Consider the following 18,161-nt stretch of genomic DNA (forward strand, 5'->3'; position numbering starts at 1 on the left):
GCACAAACATCACCAGCTTTAAGGTAAATGTCTGTGCTTATATAGTACCAATGGGTAACTTGATATTTAACAAATGATTTTAAACAGAGGCGATAAATGTGAATTGGACAAATTTTCAAACATATAATGATGCGCCTACCAAGGCTTTTGAAGTGTTATGCAATCAACTTTTTGAGAATTGGTGTAGGGAAGAATACTCATCGAATATTACCTCTTTTAGTATTGTAAATGGTGCCGGTGGCGATGGAGGGATAGAATCATTTGCTGTACTAATTAATGGAGAAATTATCGGATTGCAAGCGAAATGGTTTCCTTCAAGCATTTCTGAAAGTCAGATAAACCAGATTAAAGGCTCCATCAAGACAGCGATGAAAGTTCGTCCTCAAATTGTGCGTTATATTGTTTGCGTTCCTAGAGATCTCGCTTCGTTGACAGGTAAAGGTGAGAATTCAGAAGATAAGCGATGGAGCGAAATGCAGGTAGCCATGTCGAATGAATTCCCAACCCTGTCCATAGATTTATGGAACGAAACACGGATCATCTCGGAACTTCAAAAAGAGACATCATCAGGAATATATAAATTTTGGTTTAAAAACGCTGAGATTTCTGAAGAAAATGTAAGATTTGCATTTAATAAAAGCAAGCAAAGTTGGTTGGCCACAAAATATGTTCCTGAATTAAATACTTACGGCGAAATTGATAATTGTATTTCCGAGTTTTTAGGTAATCAAAAGCAACGCAATGCTATTCGACTGACATTTGAAAACTTCTGCACGCTCTGTAAAGACTTTTCTTATGCGACTGACGAGTTGATTTCGGTATGTGGAGATAATGATCCACAATTATCAATTGCTTTATCAGACACAAAAAATCATTTGACTGAAATGAAACATGAAATAGATAAGGCATTGGCATGGTTAAATCATGAAACAATATTTAACATTTCCATAGATGAATCTGATTTTTGGATCGATATAGATACACTTACTCAACAACTTAAAGAAAGTAAAGAAGAGTATCATCACCATTTTCACTTCTACGAAGTATCAAAAGTGCTACGAAAACTAGAAAAGGTTGATATACAAAATGCGATAAAAATCCTTATGCACGGAAATGACAGAAAAAGTCTTCTCTTTTTAGGTGAGCCAGGAACTGGCAAAACGCACGGAGTTGCAGCAGAAACTGAAAAATTGCTTGATGATGGGAATCATATTCCTATACTTATTCAAGCACGCGATATTCCTGCAGGTTATATGTGGAAAGATATAATCATTTCTAGCCTTGGCTTGTCAAGTGATTGGAGCGAAGATGAAATTTGGCAAGCATTATCTTCTCTATCAAATAGAAAACGCTTTCACGCTGTTAATTCAGATGCTCAGATAAGCATTTTACCTAAAATTGTAATTATTGTTGACGGCGTTGATGAATCATCGCTTCACCAAAAATGGATTCAACGAATTCAAGAAACAAATGTGATTGTAGAAAAATATCCTAAAATCCGATTTTGCTTTACATCTAGACCTTATATAATTGATTCAAATGTTAATTATGCAAGAATAATAAATATTGGTGCTAGCGGCGACTCTCCAACTTACAAACTTTTTTCGAGTTATGCAAAAGCTTACAATATTGATATTACTAATGTTGGTTGGATAAAGTATGCATTAACAACTCCATTATCCTTAAAGCTGTTTTGTGATATAAATAAAGGAAAGCCCATATCATACCATGACCGAACTGATGTCTCTATAACAATGCTCTTAAAAGAAAAAATTAATATTTTGGAAAAAGAGTTCTGTTCACGAATAAATGTAGTTTCGGTAAATAATCAGTATATACTAAAATCTATTAGACTAGTTTCTGCAGCATTATATGATCAACCCCGTATTGAAAAAAATGTACTTACTGAAACTCTTTTAAAGGAATTAACATTAGAGCGATCTCAAGTAGAGATGTTAATGCAATATTTGGAGGATTATGGAATATTAAGATTATTTTGCGAGCATAGTTCTGGATATCTTTCACCCGATACCTATTATTATTATCCGGGAATTCAAGGGTACTTTGATTATGCATCGGCCCTAATGCTTTTAGATGAATATAGTCATCCGCAGAACATTAATTTTGAAAAATGCACGTACATTCAGAAAAACACACTGTATGCTTTGACGATTATCGCCATTCAAAAATGCAATTATCTCATAACGTCTAATGCAACCATTGATAATGTGGCTAACCCATGGTTTAAAGAAGAACTTCTATTTATCGCATTACGTCATTCAAACCCTAGTAGTGCCCAAACGTATAAAGAAAGGCTTCTACAAATAATGTCGGGCGGCGCGGAACCTCTTATTTCGATTACAAATAATGTTGTTTTACCATTAGCGAGAGACATACAGCACCCTCTTGGAAGTGCATTGCTTGATAAATTCTTATCCAGTTTTATAAACCCTGCTGATAGAGATATTATGTGGTCAATACCATGTTATCTAAAAGGCACGCATAGTGATAAATGGTATTACACAAAAGAGTTGGCACTTAACGATGACGAGTATGTCTTGTCCAATGACGATATGGCTGGTGGCTGTCCAGTAATATACGCATGGGGGTTATCCTCCGTTAATAACTTGCAAAGAAAGTTTTACAGAGATTCGCTAATGAAATGGGCGCAGCTAGCCCCCAATGAGTTTTATAAGCTATTTCTCAAATTTTCCACTGTAAACGATCCCCAAATACGCAGTGACATTTTTTCAATCTTAATGTCTCTATTGTTCGAAGATGAGAATCAGAACTTGATTAAAGAAGCCGCTGATTGGCTGATCACTAATATTTTAGCACCAGATAAGATTCAAAAAAATTATGATATCTCAATAAGATATTATTCGTGTGCCATCGTACAAAAAGCAATTAGTTTAGGCGTTATTGACATGAAAGAAGCTGAGCCTTTTTTACCTCCGTATAAGCCGGTTGGCAATTACATTCTTCTAAATAAAGATGCTTTGTCTGGGACACGTATGGGTGGTTATAGTGGTATTGACTACGATTTAGCGAGATATGTGCTAATTGATCATTTTACTTCGTGCTTTTCTGATTATGACAGACGAGTAAAAAATCAATATGAAAAGTTAATAAAGCGAATTGCAAAGGAACAGCCAGAATATAGAGGTATTTCAACCGACCAATTCATTATATCTGCAGGGTTTGCCTTTGTAACACAATGTGGCTGGAATGAAAAAGAATTCCAATATTATGACACGGAAAAGAAAAAAGCCATCGGCGTAGATTGTGCAATCAGTGGCTCTTATCATCCAGCTACGCATGGATCGCAAAGTAAAGTTATGACAATCTGTGAGAAATATGTTTGGCAGGCAAGGAATGTTATTAGTGGCTTTTTATCAGATCGCCTTTTATATTGTGATGATGATAAGGCGGTTCGAGTTACTGATTATGGATTATTGGATGATTTCATCATCCCCTCGCAGGAACTTAATCAAATTGATCCAGATAATATACCCGAAGATCATCCATGGCATATTCCTGAAAAAGAAGTTGCTATATTAGAAGGACGATACAACACGAAAGAGGATGTAATTAATTCAATTATTCACTCTCCTGATGTTGAGTGGATTAAATGGCTGTTTATAAATAACAATACACAAAGATATAGCGTAGAGAGCAACAACTTGGCGGCTCTGGAAGGATATTCATGTTTTTATGGATCTACTGGGGTTGAAACATGTCTATTTATTAGTTCAATATTAATTTCCTCTAACGATATTGATAAATTTCTTGATATATTAAGAGATGATCCAGATTTGGCTGATAATATATCGAATCCCGTGGATTGGCGAGGCGGGATATATTCATCTTGTTATATTACGCCTAAAGAGGTTTGCTGGTTTCCTTGGAAAAAGCGGTATAATGGTAGATTTGTTGATGATTTTCCTCAATTAAATATTCAATCTGCTGTTGACAAGTGTTGCTATAATTTTCAGGAGTATGGTGATGTTTATTACGATTTACCCTCTTTCCCCGTAAGGGATTTACTCCATATTACTAATTCAGACGGTTACTTGTTCTACGACAATCAGAAAAAGGTAAAAGCTGAATACTGTATAACAGGCGAAAAATGGAGAACCTATCAAGATTACCTTTTGGTGGACAAAGAAGAATTACTTGCAAAAGCAGAGGAAATAGGGAGTAAAATTCTTTGGATAATGCGTGAATACCGCAGAGAAGATGGAAAGTCCAAAGAAAAGCTTGGTGAGTTTTATGCTGAAAAAGATTGCTGTTCTATTGGCTTCTTTAAAAATGGTGAGTTTATTACGAGACAAATTTCTACAAAGCAAGACAGTAAAGTGAAAATCCGTTAACTATATTGAATTTATAGCAAATTTTATTGTGCTGAGCCAATTGCGCATTATGTTTATGACAGAACAATATCGAAATCAGCTAAAAGTCACATTATTTATATTATGTGCAGGAGGTTGCCAAATGGTAATGAAGAAAAATATTGGGTCAAGAATTTTACTTGGAATTGGAATTGTACTATTAATGTGTTACTTCGGAGGACTATTTTATATTTACAATATTCAAGAGTATAACCCCTATGCTTCTGCAGGGGCTGATCTTGATGCTTTAATTCACAGCGTATTGTTTTTACCTCCAACTGCTATATGCTTGATATTATCTCTTATTTTACATATAAAAACAAAAAGGTAATTTGCACTGCCTATTATGAGCATAATCCGTAGTAAATTCAGTTACCCATTATGTTTATAACAAGGGAGATAACCTAAGATTATTTATATTGTAAGGACTGGTTTTTCTAACCTATTATAAGGCGTCCTACCTTACCGCAAAATCACTACAAACCCTTGATTTTATGCGGTTTATCACAAGTGACCTCATTAACTAATCTCACTGCTTGTTATATCGTTTTAAACGGTTTCAGAAAGCTGTTGAGGGAAAAAGTGAGGGAAGTTTAGACACACAAATAGAGATGTATTTAGCAAATAGAACTGTTGTAATGTGAAAAGCTTATGATATGCACTCAACAAAATGTGTCTGGCAAAAGCACAATAAACAACTGAATAATCGTTACCCTTTTTTTGGAGTTAGCTTGAAAATAGCTAACTCCTTTTTTATGCCCAAAACCCGAAAGGAGGATCAAGATTGAACACAAAGATAATCGCCATTGCCAACCAAAAAGGCGGCGTAGGCAAAACAACCACCTGTGCCAACTTAGGCATTGGATTGGCACTTGAAGGCAAGAAAGTCCTGCTTGTTGACACCGACCCACAGGGTAGCCTATCTATCTCATTGGGATACGCACAGCCAGACAAGCTCACCACCACGCTTTCCACCATTATGGGCAAGGTAATCACCGATACCCCCATTGAAAACAAGGAGGGTATTTTATCCCACCATGAGGGTGTGGACTTGCTACCTGCAATCACCTCAAGTTTATTATACCCTGTCGACAGTATATTACAATTCATTCCATTGACTTTATTGCATCGGAAAGGGTATACTACTTAAAGAACATATGTTCTAATGAGGTGAAACAATTGGATAGATCAATCTTGCATGTGGATTTGAATAACTTTTACGCCTCGGTGGAATGTTTATACCGCCCAGAGTTGCGTGGTAGACCTGTTGCAGTTGGAGGGGACATTGAACAGCGGCACGGTATCATATTGGCTAAAAACTATCTTGCAAAAAAGTTTGACATAAAAACAGGCGAGGCAATTTGGCAAGCAAAACAAAAATGTCCTAACCTTGTTGTGCTGCCACCTGATTTTAAGCTATATCTGCGATTTAGTCAGTTAGCTCGTAATATCTATCTAGATTACACTGACCAAGTGGAACCCTTTGGCATTGACGAGTGCTGGTTGGACGTAACCGGCAGTGGGATATACGGCACCGGAGAGCAGATTGCCGAAAAGATACGACAGCGAATTAAATCAGAGATGGGCGTTACCGTATCAATCGGAGTTAGTTTTAACAAGATTTATGCAAAGCTGGGCAGCGATTATAAAAAGCCGGATGCTATTACCGTGATTACAAAAGATAATTTTAAAGATATTGTCTGGCCGCTACCCGCAAGCGACCTGCTATATGTAGGTAGGGCAACGGCCCGTAAGCTGCACAACTACGGCGTTAATACTATTGGCGGCCTTGCCGCCACCGATCCTAAATACCTACGACAGTGGTTGGGCAAATGGGGCGATATGCTTTGGGCGTTTGCCAATGGATTGGACAATGCTCCTGTAGCGCAGTATGACAATCTAGCTATTATAAAATCGATAGGCAACAGCACTACAACGCCGCGTGACTTGGAAACCGACGAGGACGTTAAAATGGTGTTTTACGTATTGGCCGAGAGTGTAGCCGCGCGCATGCGAGAGCAGGGCTTTAAGGGGCAAGTGGTATGTATCAGTATCCGCGATACTGAGCTGTATAGTTTTACCCGTCAAGTTAAAATTGATCATCCAACGTGCTTAGCATCCGAGATAACCAACACAGCGATGCAGCTATTTAAAAATAATTACGAATGGTATCGCCCCATCCGTAGTATTGGCATTAGTGTTACCGACTTTAGCCATGGCGACGAGAGCATACAGCTAGATATGTTTTGCGATCAGGGGAGACGAGCAGAGCAAGAAACGCTGGAACGTACCGTAGATTGGCTGCGCCGAAGATTTGGGCATTTTTGCGTGCAACGAGCAGTGGTGTTGCAAGACCAAGCCTTAACAGGATTTAACCCTAAGGGTGATCATACAATCCATCCAGTAAGCTATTTTTAGAGAGGTGATGAAAGGTGACTAGAACTTATGTAGACGTGACAGCTAAGTTTGATGCACTCGGAAATGTGACGCCACTAGAGGTAGAGTGGGAGGATGGGCGCAGATTTGAAGTCGACCGTATATTAGATGTGCGACCGGCCGCATCTTTAAAGGTAGGGGGTCAAGGTTTGAGGTTCACGTGTCGAATATTAGGGAGAGAGACATATTTGTTTTTGGAAGACAACAACCGTTGGTTTGTGGAGGCGAGAGGATAATGCAAAATTACAACAAATTTCTTATTGCGCTTAACGATGCATTAAGGAATAATGAGAGCGAATTTATGTGCCCTGTTTGTGATGGAAAAGCTACGATCAAAAAATTTAGCAACGGCAATATAAACGCGGAATGCAATGGTTGTAAACTAAGTACAAGTCAATTAGCAAAAATATAGGAGGGTGGCAAACCCTCCTACTGCAATATATCAACGCCCCAATCCCGCAACAGCTCATCACCGATACGGTATAGGTCGACGGGGGTATTAATTTGTGCTGGTTGAAAAACAATGAAATCTATGGCGAATTGAGGCAAATTGAAAAAGTAGGCCGCGGCATCGTTATTTTGCAGTATCTGATCCAGCATCAATACAGTCCTCCGGCAGTTTATCGTCGCGGAATCCTTTAAAAACAGATTGGTTAAGCCCGCCGTTATCCCGCGGCATCCATTGTACAACGCAAACCTGTTTAGGCTCAACCCAAACCGCGCGCTCATTGCCAGGCGGCACTTCGAGCGGTGGGGCGTTTAGCCTTTTAAGTTGCGATAAAATATCAACGTGCCGTGTGGTAACGCCGGATGTTACATGCCCTTTATAGATTAGGGTGCCATCCCGGTACTGAGCAATTACTAAGCTGATTTTGCCCGCCTCTTTAAGGATATAACCACACACTATAAAATCATCATCCAACAGCCACTTAATTTTTATCCAGTCTTTAGTCCTTTTGTCAAAGTAATATTTGCTGCCTTTGCGCTTTGCGACAACACCCTCTAATTTTTGTTGCTCTGCAAGCTGGTACAAAGCTACGCCTTTTTCCTCGATAAAACGCGATATTGCAAACCTATCATTTTCTTCCTTAATCACTTTTTGCAGTAGTTTTTTCCGCTCCATCAAGGGAAGGTCGGTTACCTGCTTATCTTTATAATACAGTATATCGTAGGCAGTAAAGTTGGCGGGGTATTTATCAGATGCTAATTTAATTTTAAATGCATTGCTCATAAGCGATCTGCGTTGTATCTCTGCAAAACTTGGTCTGCCATCTTTAATTACAATAAGCTCTCCATCCAAAATGCATCGTGCACGCACGTTTTTGTGTATGGCAGATAGCTCGGGCACTTTACTCAGCATTTTTACGTTGCGTTTGTTACGCAGCTCCGTGCTATCCTTATCCAAATAGGCGATACAACGTTCACCGTCCAGTTTTAATTCATAGATATAGTCCGGATTGTCAAAAGCATCTTGCATTACGCCAATCAGCATAGGTTTAATGTTTTTCTCGTCAAAAATATCCATTATGCTTTCTTTCGTGTTCTTTTTGGCTTATCTACTTCTTTATTCTTTTGCTCTGCCTCAATAGCCATTTTCAGCCTATCCATAATATCAATTACATTATCCTTCGATTCCGTTTCTGATTCTGGTTCAGCCACTACAATTTCTTTTTGCTCAACCTTAATTTTAACAAGGTCTTGCTTTTTACTTTCAAATTCATCATTGTATTTTGCTGGGTCAAAAGGCGTATTCATCGTACTGATCAAGGTTTTTGCAGATTCAAGCTCCTGCGCAGAAACTTCCGGTTTATTGTAGGCTTTAGGTAACTCTTTAATATCGTCAGCGTAAAACATTGTTTGAATTAAGATTCCATCCTCGCGCGGGATGATCGCTAAAAGAGTTTCCTTGTCACCAAGTACTGTTTTTCCAATCGCGATTTTTTGTTCATCCATCATGCTGGCTCGAAGTAGTTCAAAGGCCCTATCACTCCCAAGTTCGGGCGCCGCGTAGTAGGTTTTATTAAAGTAAGTAGGGCTTATTTGATTAAGCTGCGCAAAGTGCAATATTTGTATTGTACGATCTTTTTTCGTTTTGATTTTTTCGATATCATCATCTGTGATTATTACGTATTTATCTTTATCGTATTCGTAACCTTTTACAATGTCTTCTGATTTGAGTTCTTTTCCACAATGTAAACATGTCTTTTTGTAGCGCACTCTGCTGTTATCCTCTTTATGCAACTGATTAAAATGCAGGTCGTTGTCTTGCGTTGCTGTATACATTGAAATTGGAATAGACAAAAGCGAAAACGCTATGGTAGACTTATATGCAACTGCCATCTATAACACCTCTTAATATTTTTATGGTTAGTGTGCCCTGTAGAGGTGTTTTTATAAAAGAAAGCTGAGCTACTCGCTATGAGCAGCTCAGCTTTCTTTTTCATCTGGAACATATTCCATCAAATCGCCCGGTTGGCAACCGAGGGCGCGGCATAAATTATCAATAGTTTGATGATTTATCCCGCCAGTGCCGTTTTTAATTGCGGTTAATGTACGTTGCCCCATCAGCATTTCCTTGCGTATCCTCGTAGTAGTGTAGCCATTGGCTTTAAGCATCTCAAATAGCTTGTCATAAATAATCATATAAATACCTCCGATATTATTATACCGTATATATTACACTCAAACAAGTGCATGGAATACACAACATTGAGTGTCTGTTTTCTGACAAACTGTCAATAGACAAATGCACTCAAAGTAGTGTAAAATGGATACATAAGAAACATCAACTAACAGGGAGGACGGTAAAATTAGAATCGCACTAAGTTTTCAGCGAGAGCGACAGCATTCGGAGGGGAATGAATGATAACGTATTATCAAATGGATATCATGCAGGGGTCCATATGCAGATAAAGAACTGTGACGTAGAGAATTAAGACGTAGCGGGCTATCAGACGAGGAGTATCACAACACATGAGTCGCTCTACAAATCAACTGGTAAATACTTGCATTGGTTATCAAGATATGCTATATTATTTTTAGACAACAAAAAACACCCTCACAGCGCATCATCTGCTACCAACAGACAATGCGCTTGCGCCTTAAAGATGACACCCATCTTGTAAGACTTATGAGAGCGTATTCATGCTGTGATATTATCACAGTTTTGGATAGATTTCAAGGGCTTTTAGATGCTAACCATCCGTCACGGTGCATCTAAAGGCTCTTTCTTTTGTTTTAAAGTGGTCACCCGACTGCTTTAAATATACCATACCGAATAGTAAGTTCCTTGTCGAATAAACCTAATCGGTATGTGTGGGCTACGGTAATGGATTACCTTTAACCCACTGGCGCACCTCGTTGCGAAGTAGGCAGCAACGCAAATATCGCCTGCTAGAGCATCATAATTGCTCTAACAATTGAATAGCCATACAAGAACATAATACCAAGGCATAAAGGATAGTGTGCATTTTGCTCACCCTTTATTTAATCGGCGCATAGCGAAACCTTGAGAAAACATTCCAAGATTGACTCATATGGCTGAATTGCCGCCGAGCTGAGGGATAGGAGATGTGCTTGTGTTAAATGGAAGACAAATATAATCACCGAGCGGAGAGTGTTAGCAGCGCTCTTTGCTCGGATTATATTCATTGTTATAACACAAAAGAGCCTATGAAATCATAGACTTTTCTGTGTTATAACATTTTGGTCTGAGTAGCGGGATTTGAACCCACGGCCTCTACCACCCCAAGGTAGCGCGCTACCAATCTGCGCTATACCCAGATATCCGAAGAGTTTGTTTAGAACTCCTGCTTGAATATACTACCATAATCTAAAACAAATTGCAACCCCTAATTTTCAAATGTTTTCTAATAAAGTAATATAGTTTGTGTCATACTTGAGGAAACAAGAGAGATTAAGAGAAAATCAGAGTATTTTAAAGTAATGCTTGCGAAGAACACGAAAAGTTGCGGAAAAATTCTTTAAAATAGCAGAAAAATGCAGAAATTTGCAAAAAATCATTGACAATTTTGAAATTTGTGATATATTTTAAATCGTTGTTTTATACAACAGACATAGTTAGAGTTTTGTTTAGATTTTAAAAGCTGGGCAAAACTTTATGCATCTATGCAAAAACAAAAACACATGTTGCGTATGTATCGCCTAAAACGAACCATATTGGTCACGATTAGAGTTAAGCCTTTTGCGGGAAGCGGTATCAAAAGCACGTGTGGGTCCACAGTGGTTTGGCACAGATGGGCAAAACATCTGTGCAGCGGTTGAGGCGGATACCGCCTTAATGCTAATTTACGTGCGTGACTTAAAATCCGCAAAGGGGGATGCAACACATGGGAGATAACATCATAATCTGTCTGAAAGACATTGTTGTCGAGTATGACGGCGAGCGTGTATTAGAGGGGCTTAACCTCAATATACACGACAAAGAATTTGTCACCTTTCTTGGTCCGTCGGGCTGTGGTAAAACCACAACTCTTCGTATCATTGGCGGCTTTGTAGATCCGCTGAAGGGTGACGTTTATTTTGAAGGGAAACGCATCAACGATCTGCCGCCTTACAAACGGCCGGTGAACACCGTGTTCCAGCGCTATGCACTGTTTCCGCACCTCAATGTATTTGAGAATATTGCGTTCGGTCTGCGTTTGAAGAAAATGGATGAAAAGACCATTAAAGAGCGCGTACAGGAAATGCTGGCACTTGTTAACCTAAAAGGCTACGAGAAAAGGGGAATCAACCAGCTCTCAGGCGGCCAACAACAGCGTGTTGCTATTGCGCGTGCGCTGGTCAACCATCCGAAGGTTTTACTTTTGGACGAGCCTCTCGGTGCACTTGACTTAAAGCTGCGCAAAGATATGCAAATTGAGCTCAAACGCATTCAGCAGAGCCTGGGCATTACCTTTATTTATGTAACGCACGATCAGGAGGAAGCCCTTACCATGTCGGATACCGTCGTTGTTATGAAAGACGGCGATATCCAGCAAATCGGCACTCCGGTCGATATTTATAACGAGCCTAACAATGCTTTTGTCGCTGATTTTATCGGCGAGAGCAATATTTTGGACGGCGTAATGTGCAAGGACTTCTTAGTGGAGTTTGCGGGACGCGAATTTGTCTGTGTGGATAAAGGCTTTCAGCCGAAAGAACGCATTGACGTTGTGGTTCGTCCTGAAGACATCAAGGTGGTGCCACCAATACAGGGGCACATTTCAGGTATTGTCGAATCGATTATCTTTAAAGGTGTGCATTACGAAATGATTGTACGCGCCTGCGGATATGACTGGATGATTCACTCCACTGTTGCGGAGAAGCCCGGAGATACCATTGGTATGGTAATTAATCCGGAGGACATTCATATTATGAAGAAAATGGAGGAAGCATAGATGAAATCCAAAGCTCCCTCCGCGCCATACATTTTATGGATGGCGATTTTTACTATAATACCGCTCGGGCTGGTGGCATATTTTGCGCTCACCACGCAAGACGGCAAATTTACCATCGATAACATTTCGCGCGTGGGCGAATATTCCGGTGTATTGGTGCACTCCGTCTGGCTGGCTGCCATTGCAACGGTAATTTGCCTCCTTATTGCGTACCCGCTGTCTTTCATCATTTCGCGCCGGCCTGCGAGCAAGCAGCGCACTATGCTCATGCTCTGCATTATCCCTATGTGGATGAACTTTTTGCTACGCACCTATGCATGGATGACCTTACTTGAGAAAAATGGCCTAATCAACAAATTTTTAGGTCTATTTGGCGTGGGGCCCTTCCATATGATCAACACACAGGGCGCAGTTGTGCTCGGTATGGTGTACAACTACCTGCCGTTTATGATTCTGCCACTTTACAGCATTATGACTAAGATTGACGGGCGCGTCATTGAAGCAGCGCAGGATCTCGGTGCAAATACCTACGGCGTATTTTCCAAAGTGGTTCTGCCGCTCTCCATGCCGGGCATTCGTTCGGGCATCACCATGGTGTTTGTGCCCGCAATCTCAACCTTTATCATCTCCAGAATGCTGGGCGGCGGCGGTAACATTATGATTGGTGACCTCATCGATCTGCAGTTTCTCGGCAACGCCTACAACCCGAACCTCGGTGCGGCAATTTCGCTGGTGCTGATGGTTCTGATCCTCCTATGCATGAGCATCACCAACCAGTTTGATGAGGAAATGGAGGATATGATGATATGAAAAGACTTTCAAAAGCCTATTTCTGGGTCGTGATGGCATTCTTGTACATGCCCATCGGCGTGCTCATTTTCTTCTCCTTTAATGAATCCAAAAGCCGCAGTGTTTTTACCGGCTTTACCTTCGACTGGTATCGCAAGCTGTTTTCCAACAGTGTTATTCTTGATTCACTGCGAACCACGCTCATTATAGCGGTGGTTTCCACGGTTTTCGCGGTTATCATCGGCACAGCAGCCGCAATCGGCATCAACGCTATGAACAAGTGGATGCGCGGTATGATCATGAACATTACCTATCTGCCCATCATCAACCCCGAAATCGTAACCGGTGTATCATTGATGCTGCTGTTTGTGTTCATGAAAAATAAAATTGGAATTCCTATCGAATTCGGATACCCCACCTTGATTTTAGCGCATATTACGTTTAATATTCCGTATGTCATTCTAAATGTGCTGCCAAAGCTGCGCCAGATGGACCGCTTTGTTTACGAAGCGGCGCTTGACCTCGGCTGTACCCCGTATAAGGCGTTTTGGAAGGTGGTTCTGCCCGAGATTATGCCCGGTGTGGTCTCAGGCTTTTTGATGGCCTTTACCTACTCGCTGGATGATTTTATTATTTCGTACTTCAACAGTGGTGCTACCTCGCAGACACTGCCTATCACAATCTACTCGATGACAAGGCGCAAGGTAAGCCCCGAAATCAACGCACTTTCCACCATCATTTTTGCAGTGGTCATCACGGTACTGGTCATTTATAATATCATGGACGCTAAAAAAGAAAAGCTTAACAGGAGAAAGGCAGGTGCTGAATCTCTATGAGAAAGCTTTTGATTACAGCTCTTGCGCTGATAATGGCAATCCCCATGTTCACGGTGCATGCGTTTGCAGCGGTAACGGTGGAGGACGAAGCGTATTACCAGAAGTTTAAGGGGCAGAAGATCTCGATCAATGTTCACAACTGGGGAGAATACATCAGCAACGATGCGGTGGATTCCATCGACGTCAATGCTGAGTTTGAAGCTCTCACCGGAATTAAAGTCAACTATACTACCTTTGCCTCCAACGAGGAGCTGTATGCCCGCCTCAAAAGCGGGGGAGCAAGCTACGACGTTGTCATTCCCTCCGACTATATGATTGCAAAGTTTATTCGCGAGGGCATGCTCGAGGAGCTTGACCTGAACAACATTCCCAATGTAAAATACACCAACCCCCAGTTTGCCGGCATGGAGTATGATCCCGAGGGCAAGTATTCCATCCCTTATACTTGGGGAACGGTGGGTATCATTTACAACACCACCATGGTCGATACCGAAATCACCAGTTGGGACGCACTGTGGGATGCCCGCTATCTCGGCGATATTTTAATGTTCTCCAACCCGCGCGATGCCTTTGCTTTAGCAGAGCTGCGTTTGGGTTATTCACTCAACACCCATAACCTTGATGAAATCCGCAAGGCTGCCGAGGAGCTAAAGGCGCAAAAGCCGCTGGTTCAGGCATATGTCATGGATGAGATTTTTGATAAGATGCAGGGAGGGGAAGCGGCGCTTGCACCTTACTACGCGGGCGATGCACTTACCATGATGGCAGAAAACGAGGATTTGGAATTTGTCGTTCCCAATGAGGGTACGAACAAATTTGTCGATTCTATCTGCATCCCCAAGGGCAGCAAAAACAAGGAAGCGGCCGAAATGTACATCAACTTCCTGTGCGAGCCCGAAGTAGCAGCTGCGAACATTGAGTATATCGGCTATTCCACCCCCAATACAGCGGCATTTGAGCTGTTGGATGAGGAAACCCGCAACAACCCCATCTGCTATCCGCCCGAAGAAATCATGGAAAAAGCGGAGTTTTTCTACGATCTTCCTCAAAATATCAGCGCACAAATGGACGCACTTTGGGTAGAGGTCATCTCGGCTGAGGTTGGCTACAGTAAATGGATGATTCCTATGCTGATGATTGGCTGTATCCTGTTTTCGGTGGGCATCAACGTTGCGCGATCTATCAAAAAGAAACGCGATATTTACTAAAGCAAACACCATCAAAATAGAAGCACCATGTCCTTTTTGAACAAGGGAACATGGTGCTTTTTATGCATTAATTACACCTTTCGGGTATAATTCGTGTAACTTTTTAAGCAAAAATAATATAAAACTTGACAAAAACAACTCTATGCATTATTATAGGTTGTGCCGTAAAAGGGCAGCAACTGCACCATTTGTTTACTGTAGTTTCATAAATGCGACACAATAATGAGCTATAGTGACATAAAATGAAATGCAGAGGAATGCCTGTGGGTCATAATAAAATGATATGGAGGGATCCCTTGAAACAAGTCATATATTATTATTTGTTTTTAAAAGTTTTGATTAAAGCCGTGGCTTGCGGTTATCTTTTTATAGCAGATTCTACAGGGCTACCAATGTTTGTACTGGGTGTGTGTGCTGTTTTGGTTGTAGCGGGCGGAATCGTTGCATTTCGGCATCACAAAAGCAAAACAAAGCCGAACGAAATTACACTTTTTTTCATCGCCGAAATTATTGCAACCGTATTTAATCTGGTATTTCTCAGCACGACAACGCTTATGGAAACCAGCATATTTGATATGATTGTAACTGGCAGCCTGCTTGATGTCATTCTGGCGTCAGTCATTATTGTAATTACAATGAAAAGCAAAACAGCCTATATCAATATGGGCAAACAAAGATTTGCTCCTCAGGCAAATGAAGCAGCAAATAAAATACGTTATTAATGTAAAAAAGAGGGCACACATTTGTGTGCCCTCTTTTTTTGTGGGTTTGTTATTCTTTGGCGAGCAAATCTGCTACGTACAAGCCGTTTGCCGCCGCCTGCGACAGTGAGCGCGTAAAGCCTGCGCCATCACCGATTGCGTAGATATTATTGCAGCCTGTAATCTTAAAGTTTTCGCACTCGGGGCGGGCGGAATAATACTTACACTCAATGCCGTACAGCAAAGTATCGTAATTAGCGGTACCGGGTGCAATCTTGTCAAGCGCCTCCAAAGTCTCCATAATGTTATCCAACTGGCGTTTGGGCATACACAGGCTCAAATCACCGGGAACCGCCGCAAGCGTAGGGAGAACAGTGGATTGCTTTAAGCGTTTTTCATCGGTTCTTCTGCCCAGTTTCAAATCGCCCAGACGCTGCACCAATACACTGCCGCCACTGATGAGGTTTGCAAGGCTTGCCACATGGCGTGCATATTCAATGGGGTTGTTAAACGGCTGGGTAAAGCGCATGGTAGAAAGCAGAGCAAAGTTTGAGTTCTCGGTCTTGCGCGACTGGTCACGGTAGCTGTGCCCGTTTACAGTCAGTACGCCGTCGGTATTTTCTGTAACAACCTGTCCGCGCTCGTTAAAGCAGAACATTCTGGTTGTATCGCCATAACCCTTGCTGCGGTACCAAATTTTAGGCTCATAGATTTTCTTGGAAAAATCCTCCCAGACCAGTGCGGGCAGCTCTACGCGTACACCCACGTCAACCTGATTGTTCTTGAGAGGAATCTTATTTTTTTCACACCATTTTACAAAGAAACGGCTTCCCACACGCCCTACAGCGAAAATAATCTCATCTGCCGTCACCTCATGCTCTCCGCCCTTGTCTACAGCGGTAATCACACGGGTGTTTTTGTCTACATCTAGCACCTCGGTGTTGGTAAGAATATCGCAGCGCGTGCTCAAGTTCTCAATCAGTTTTCGCATAGTATCAAAGTTTGAGTCTGTGCCAAGATGTTTAAGCTGCGCCTGGTTCATATGAAGGTCGTGCTGGGTGCAGAGCTTTTTTAGCTCATTGTTTGGCATAAAACGCTCGGTGGTTGCACCAAACTTCACTAAAATTTCGTCTGCCTGCTCAATGTAATCAATGACGGTGGCATCCGGCAAAAACTCTGTCAGCCAGCCACCGTATTCTGTGGAGATTACATACTTGCCATCCGAAAAAGCGCCTGCGCCTGCCATGCCCTCCATAATCGCACATGATTTGCACTTGATGCAGTGGTCCACTTTCTTGGTAATGATCGGGCAGGATCTACCGGTGAGGGCATTGCCCTTTTCAAAGATACATACCGAAAGTGCGGGATTGGTGGTGACAAGACGGTAAGCAGCCATAATACCGCCGATTCCGCCGCCTACAATAGCAACGTCGTAGTGTTTTTTCATAGACATAGTGTTCTCTCCTTTAAAGCAAAAGGTATATATTCGAGTGCTGTGCAACAAGAATTCTGATTCATGCACAAACTCTCATATTGTACAGTAACTCAAGCCACCTGTCAAGAGTATCATGGCAATTTTACAATTTACAGATTACGCAACCTTCTCAGCAGCTCGCTTGGTTTTATAAAATGTACCGCCTTGCCGGTTTTCGGCGTGCCGTCATCATTATAAAGCTTGTGGTAAACAGCGAGCATATAGTTTGCCAGGTCTTCCGCACCGCTGCGCTTTACCGACGCAATAACCGAACGCTTGAGAATATCCAATTCCTCAGGTGACTTGTTTTTTACCTCTCTGAGTTTTTCTGCCATGCTGGCCGCGTCGTCAAACACAAAACCATTTTCGCCCTCGCGAACCTGGTCAGCGTTAAGCGGGTCAAGGCGCTGCAATACGGGCAAGCCGGTTGCCATGCCCTCCAGCATTGATATCGAGTTGGTGTCCGAAAGGGAAGCGGTGATATACACATCACACGATGCAAGGTAAGGGGGCAGCTCGTCATGCTGTACGGCACCCGCAAATGTAATCATCTCAGAAATACCGAGTACCCTTGCCTGCTCCTCCAACTCTTCCTTACAGGGACCATCGCCAATCACAATCAAGTGAATCTTGTCCTCTTTTGTAATGCACTGCGCCCAGTTATCCAAAATAACGTCTACGCTTTTTTCTCTGCCCAGTCTGCCTACAAAGCAGGCGATCATCTGGTCATCTGCAAGGCCGTATTTTTCACGGAATGCGGCTTTCTTTTCGGCGCTTATGTTCGCAGGGCTGAACGATTCCAGCTCAACCGAGTTTGGAATGACGTTGACGTCTTTCTTAACGCCCGACTGCTTAAAGTATTCGGCGCATTTTTTAGACGGGCCGGTGAGTGCGGATGCCGATTTTGCGAGTAACTTGGTATAACGG

The 18,161-nt window shown here is 41.7% G+C and carries 14 protein-coding genes, 1 tRNA gene and 1 pseudogene; 9 read left to right on the forward strand and 7 right to left on the reverse strand.

The annotated features are described in order from the left end of the window. Positions 1–98: 98 nt before the first annotated feature. From RTV33_RS11620 to dinB, 4 genes and pseudogenes are all read left to right on the forward strand, one after another. The gene (locus tag RTV33_RS11620; RefSeq protein ID WP_312644429.1) at positions 99–4,373 is read left to right on the forward strand and encodes a hypothetical protein; all 4,275 of its coding nucleotides are present in this window, start codon (positions 99–101) and stop codon (positions 4,371–4,373) included. Positions 4,374–4,494: 121 nt separating this feature from the next. Further along, positions 4,495–4,722: a hypothetical protein gene (locus RTV33_RS11625; RefSeq protein WP_312644431.1), complete on the forward strand. Its 228-nt coding sequence runs from the start codon at positions 4,495–4,497 to the stop codon at positions 4,720–4,722. Between the two features lie 453 nt (positions 4,723–5,175). Next, a pseudogene (locus RTV33_RS11630) lies at positions 5,176–5,454 on the forward strand (ParA family protein); the annotation flags it as partial. 116 nt (positions 5,455–5,570) lie between these two features. Continuing rightward, positions 5,571–6,809 carry a DNA polymerase IV gene (gene dinB, locus RTV33_RS11635; protein ID WP_396327412.1) on the forward strand — a complete coding sequence of 413 codons (1,239 nt, stop codon included), beginning with the start codon at positions 5,571–5,573 and terminating at the stop codon, positions 6,807–6,809. A gap of 447 nt (positions 6,810–7,256) precedes the next feature. Here the strand turns inward: dinB and RTV33_RS11640 are convergent, their stop codons facing one another. The 5 genes from RTV33_RS11640 to RTV33_RS11660 form a co-directional block, all read right to left on the reverse strand. Continuing rightward, positions 7,257–7,427 carry a hypothetical protein gene (locus RTV33_RS11640; RefSeq protein WP_312644435.1) on the reverse strand — a complete coding sequence of 57 codons (171 nt, stop codon included), beginning with the start codon at positions 7,425–7,427 and terminating at the stop codon, positions 7,257–7,259. Then, on the reverse strand, positions 7,402–8,352 hold the full coding sequence (locus RTV33_RS11645) for an RNA ligase family protein (RefSeq protein WP_312644437.1): 951 nt from the start codon (positions 8,350–8,352) through the stop codon (positions 7,402–7,404). Before RTV33_RS11645 ends, RTV33_RS11640 begins: the two co-directional genes overlap by 26 nt. Beyond that, the gene (locus RTV33_RS11650) at positions 8,352–9,167 is read right to left on the reverse strand and encodes a Ku protein (RefSeq protein ID WP_312644439.1); all 816 of its coding nucleotides are present in this window, start codon (positions 9,165–9,167) and stop codon (positions 8,352–8,354) included. Before RTV33_RS11650 ends, RTV33_RS11645 begins: the two co-directional genes overlap by 1 nt. An 87-nt stretch (positions 9,168–9,254) precedes the next feature. Further along, positions 9,255–9,470 (reverse strand): helix-turn-helix domain-containing protein, encoded by a 216-nt coding sequence (locus RTV33_RS11655; RefSeq protein WP_312644440.1) that lies wholly within the window; start codon positions 9,468–9,470, stop codon positions 9,255–9,257. A gap of 1,063 nt (positions 9,471–10,533) precedes the next feature. Continuing rightward, positions 10,534–10,610: transfer RNA gene (locus tag RTV33_RS11660), tRNA-Pro, on the reverse strand. Positions 10,611–11,176: 566 nt separating this feature from the next. Between RTV33_RS11660 and potA the strand changes: the two genes are divergently transcribed. From potA to RTV33_RS11685, 5 genes are all read left to right on the forward strand, one after another. Next, positions 11,177–12,226 carry a spermidine/putrescine ABC transporter ATP-binding protein gene (potA, locus tag RTV33_RS11665; protein WP_312644442.1) on the forward strand — a complete coding sequence of 350 codons (1,050 nt, stop codon included), beginning with the start codon at positions 11,177–11,179 and terminating at the stop codon, positions 12,224–12,226. After that, a complete protein-coding gene (locus tag RTV33_RS11670; RefSeq protein WP_312644444.1) occupies positions 12,227–13,036 on the forward strand; it encodes an ABC transporter permease in 810 nt (269 codons plus the stop codon). It abuts the gene before it with no gap. Continuing rightward, the gene (locus RTV33_RS11675) at positions 13,033–13,851 is read left to right on the forward strand and encodes an ABC transporter permease (protein WP_312644446.1); all 819 of its coding nucleotides are present in this window, start codon (positions 13,033–13,035) and stop codon (positions 13,849–13,851) included. The genes RTV33_RS11670 and RTV33_RS11675 overlap by 4 nt, the downstream gene beginning before the upstream one ends. After that, positions 13,848–15,059 (forward strand): spermidine/putrescine ABC transporter substrate-binding protein, encoded by a 1,212-nt coding sequence (locus RTV33_RS11680; RefSeq protein ID WP_312644447.1) that lies wholly within the window; start codon positions 13,848–13,850, stop codon positions 15,057–15,059. Before RTV33_RS11675 ends, RTV33_RS11680 begins: the two co-directional genes overlap by 4 nt. A gap of 296 nt (positions 15,060–15,355) precedes the next feature. Beyond that, complete coding sequence (locus RTV33_RS11685) at positions 15,356–15,781, forward strand: hypothetical protein (RefSeq protein WP_312644449.1); 426 nt, start codon at positions 15,356–15,358, stop codon at positions 15,779–15,781. 49 nt (positions 15,782–15,830) lie between these two features. On the opposite strand, the gene RTV33_RS11690 is transcribed toward RTV33_RS11685, so the two are convergent. Beyond that, positions 15,831–17,213, reverse strand: a complete 1,383-nt coding sequence (locus tag RTV33_RS11690) for an NAD(P)/FAD-dependent oxidoreductase (protein WP_396327417.1) — start codon at positions 17,211–17,213, stop codon at positions 15,831–15,833. 131 nt (positions 17,214–17,344) lie between these two features. Then, on the reverse strand, positions 17,345–18,161 hold an 817-nt coding region (locus RTV33_RS11695; protein ID WP_312644451.1), incomplete at its 5' end, for a glycosyltransferase.

The sequence above is a fragment of the Hydrogenoanaerobacterium sp. genome (genome assembly GCF_032017025.1).
Classification (GTDB): domain Bacteria; phylum Bacillota; class Clostridia; order Oscillospirales; family Ruminococcaceae; genus Hydrogenoanaerobacterium.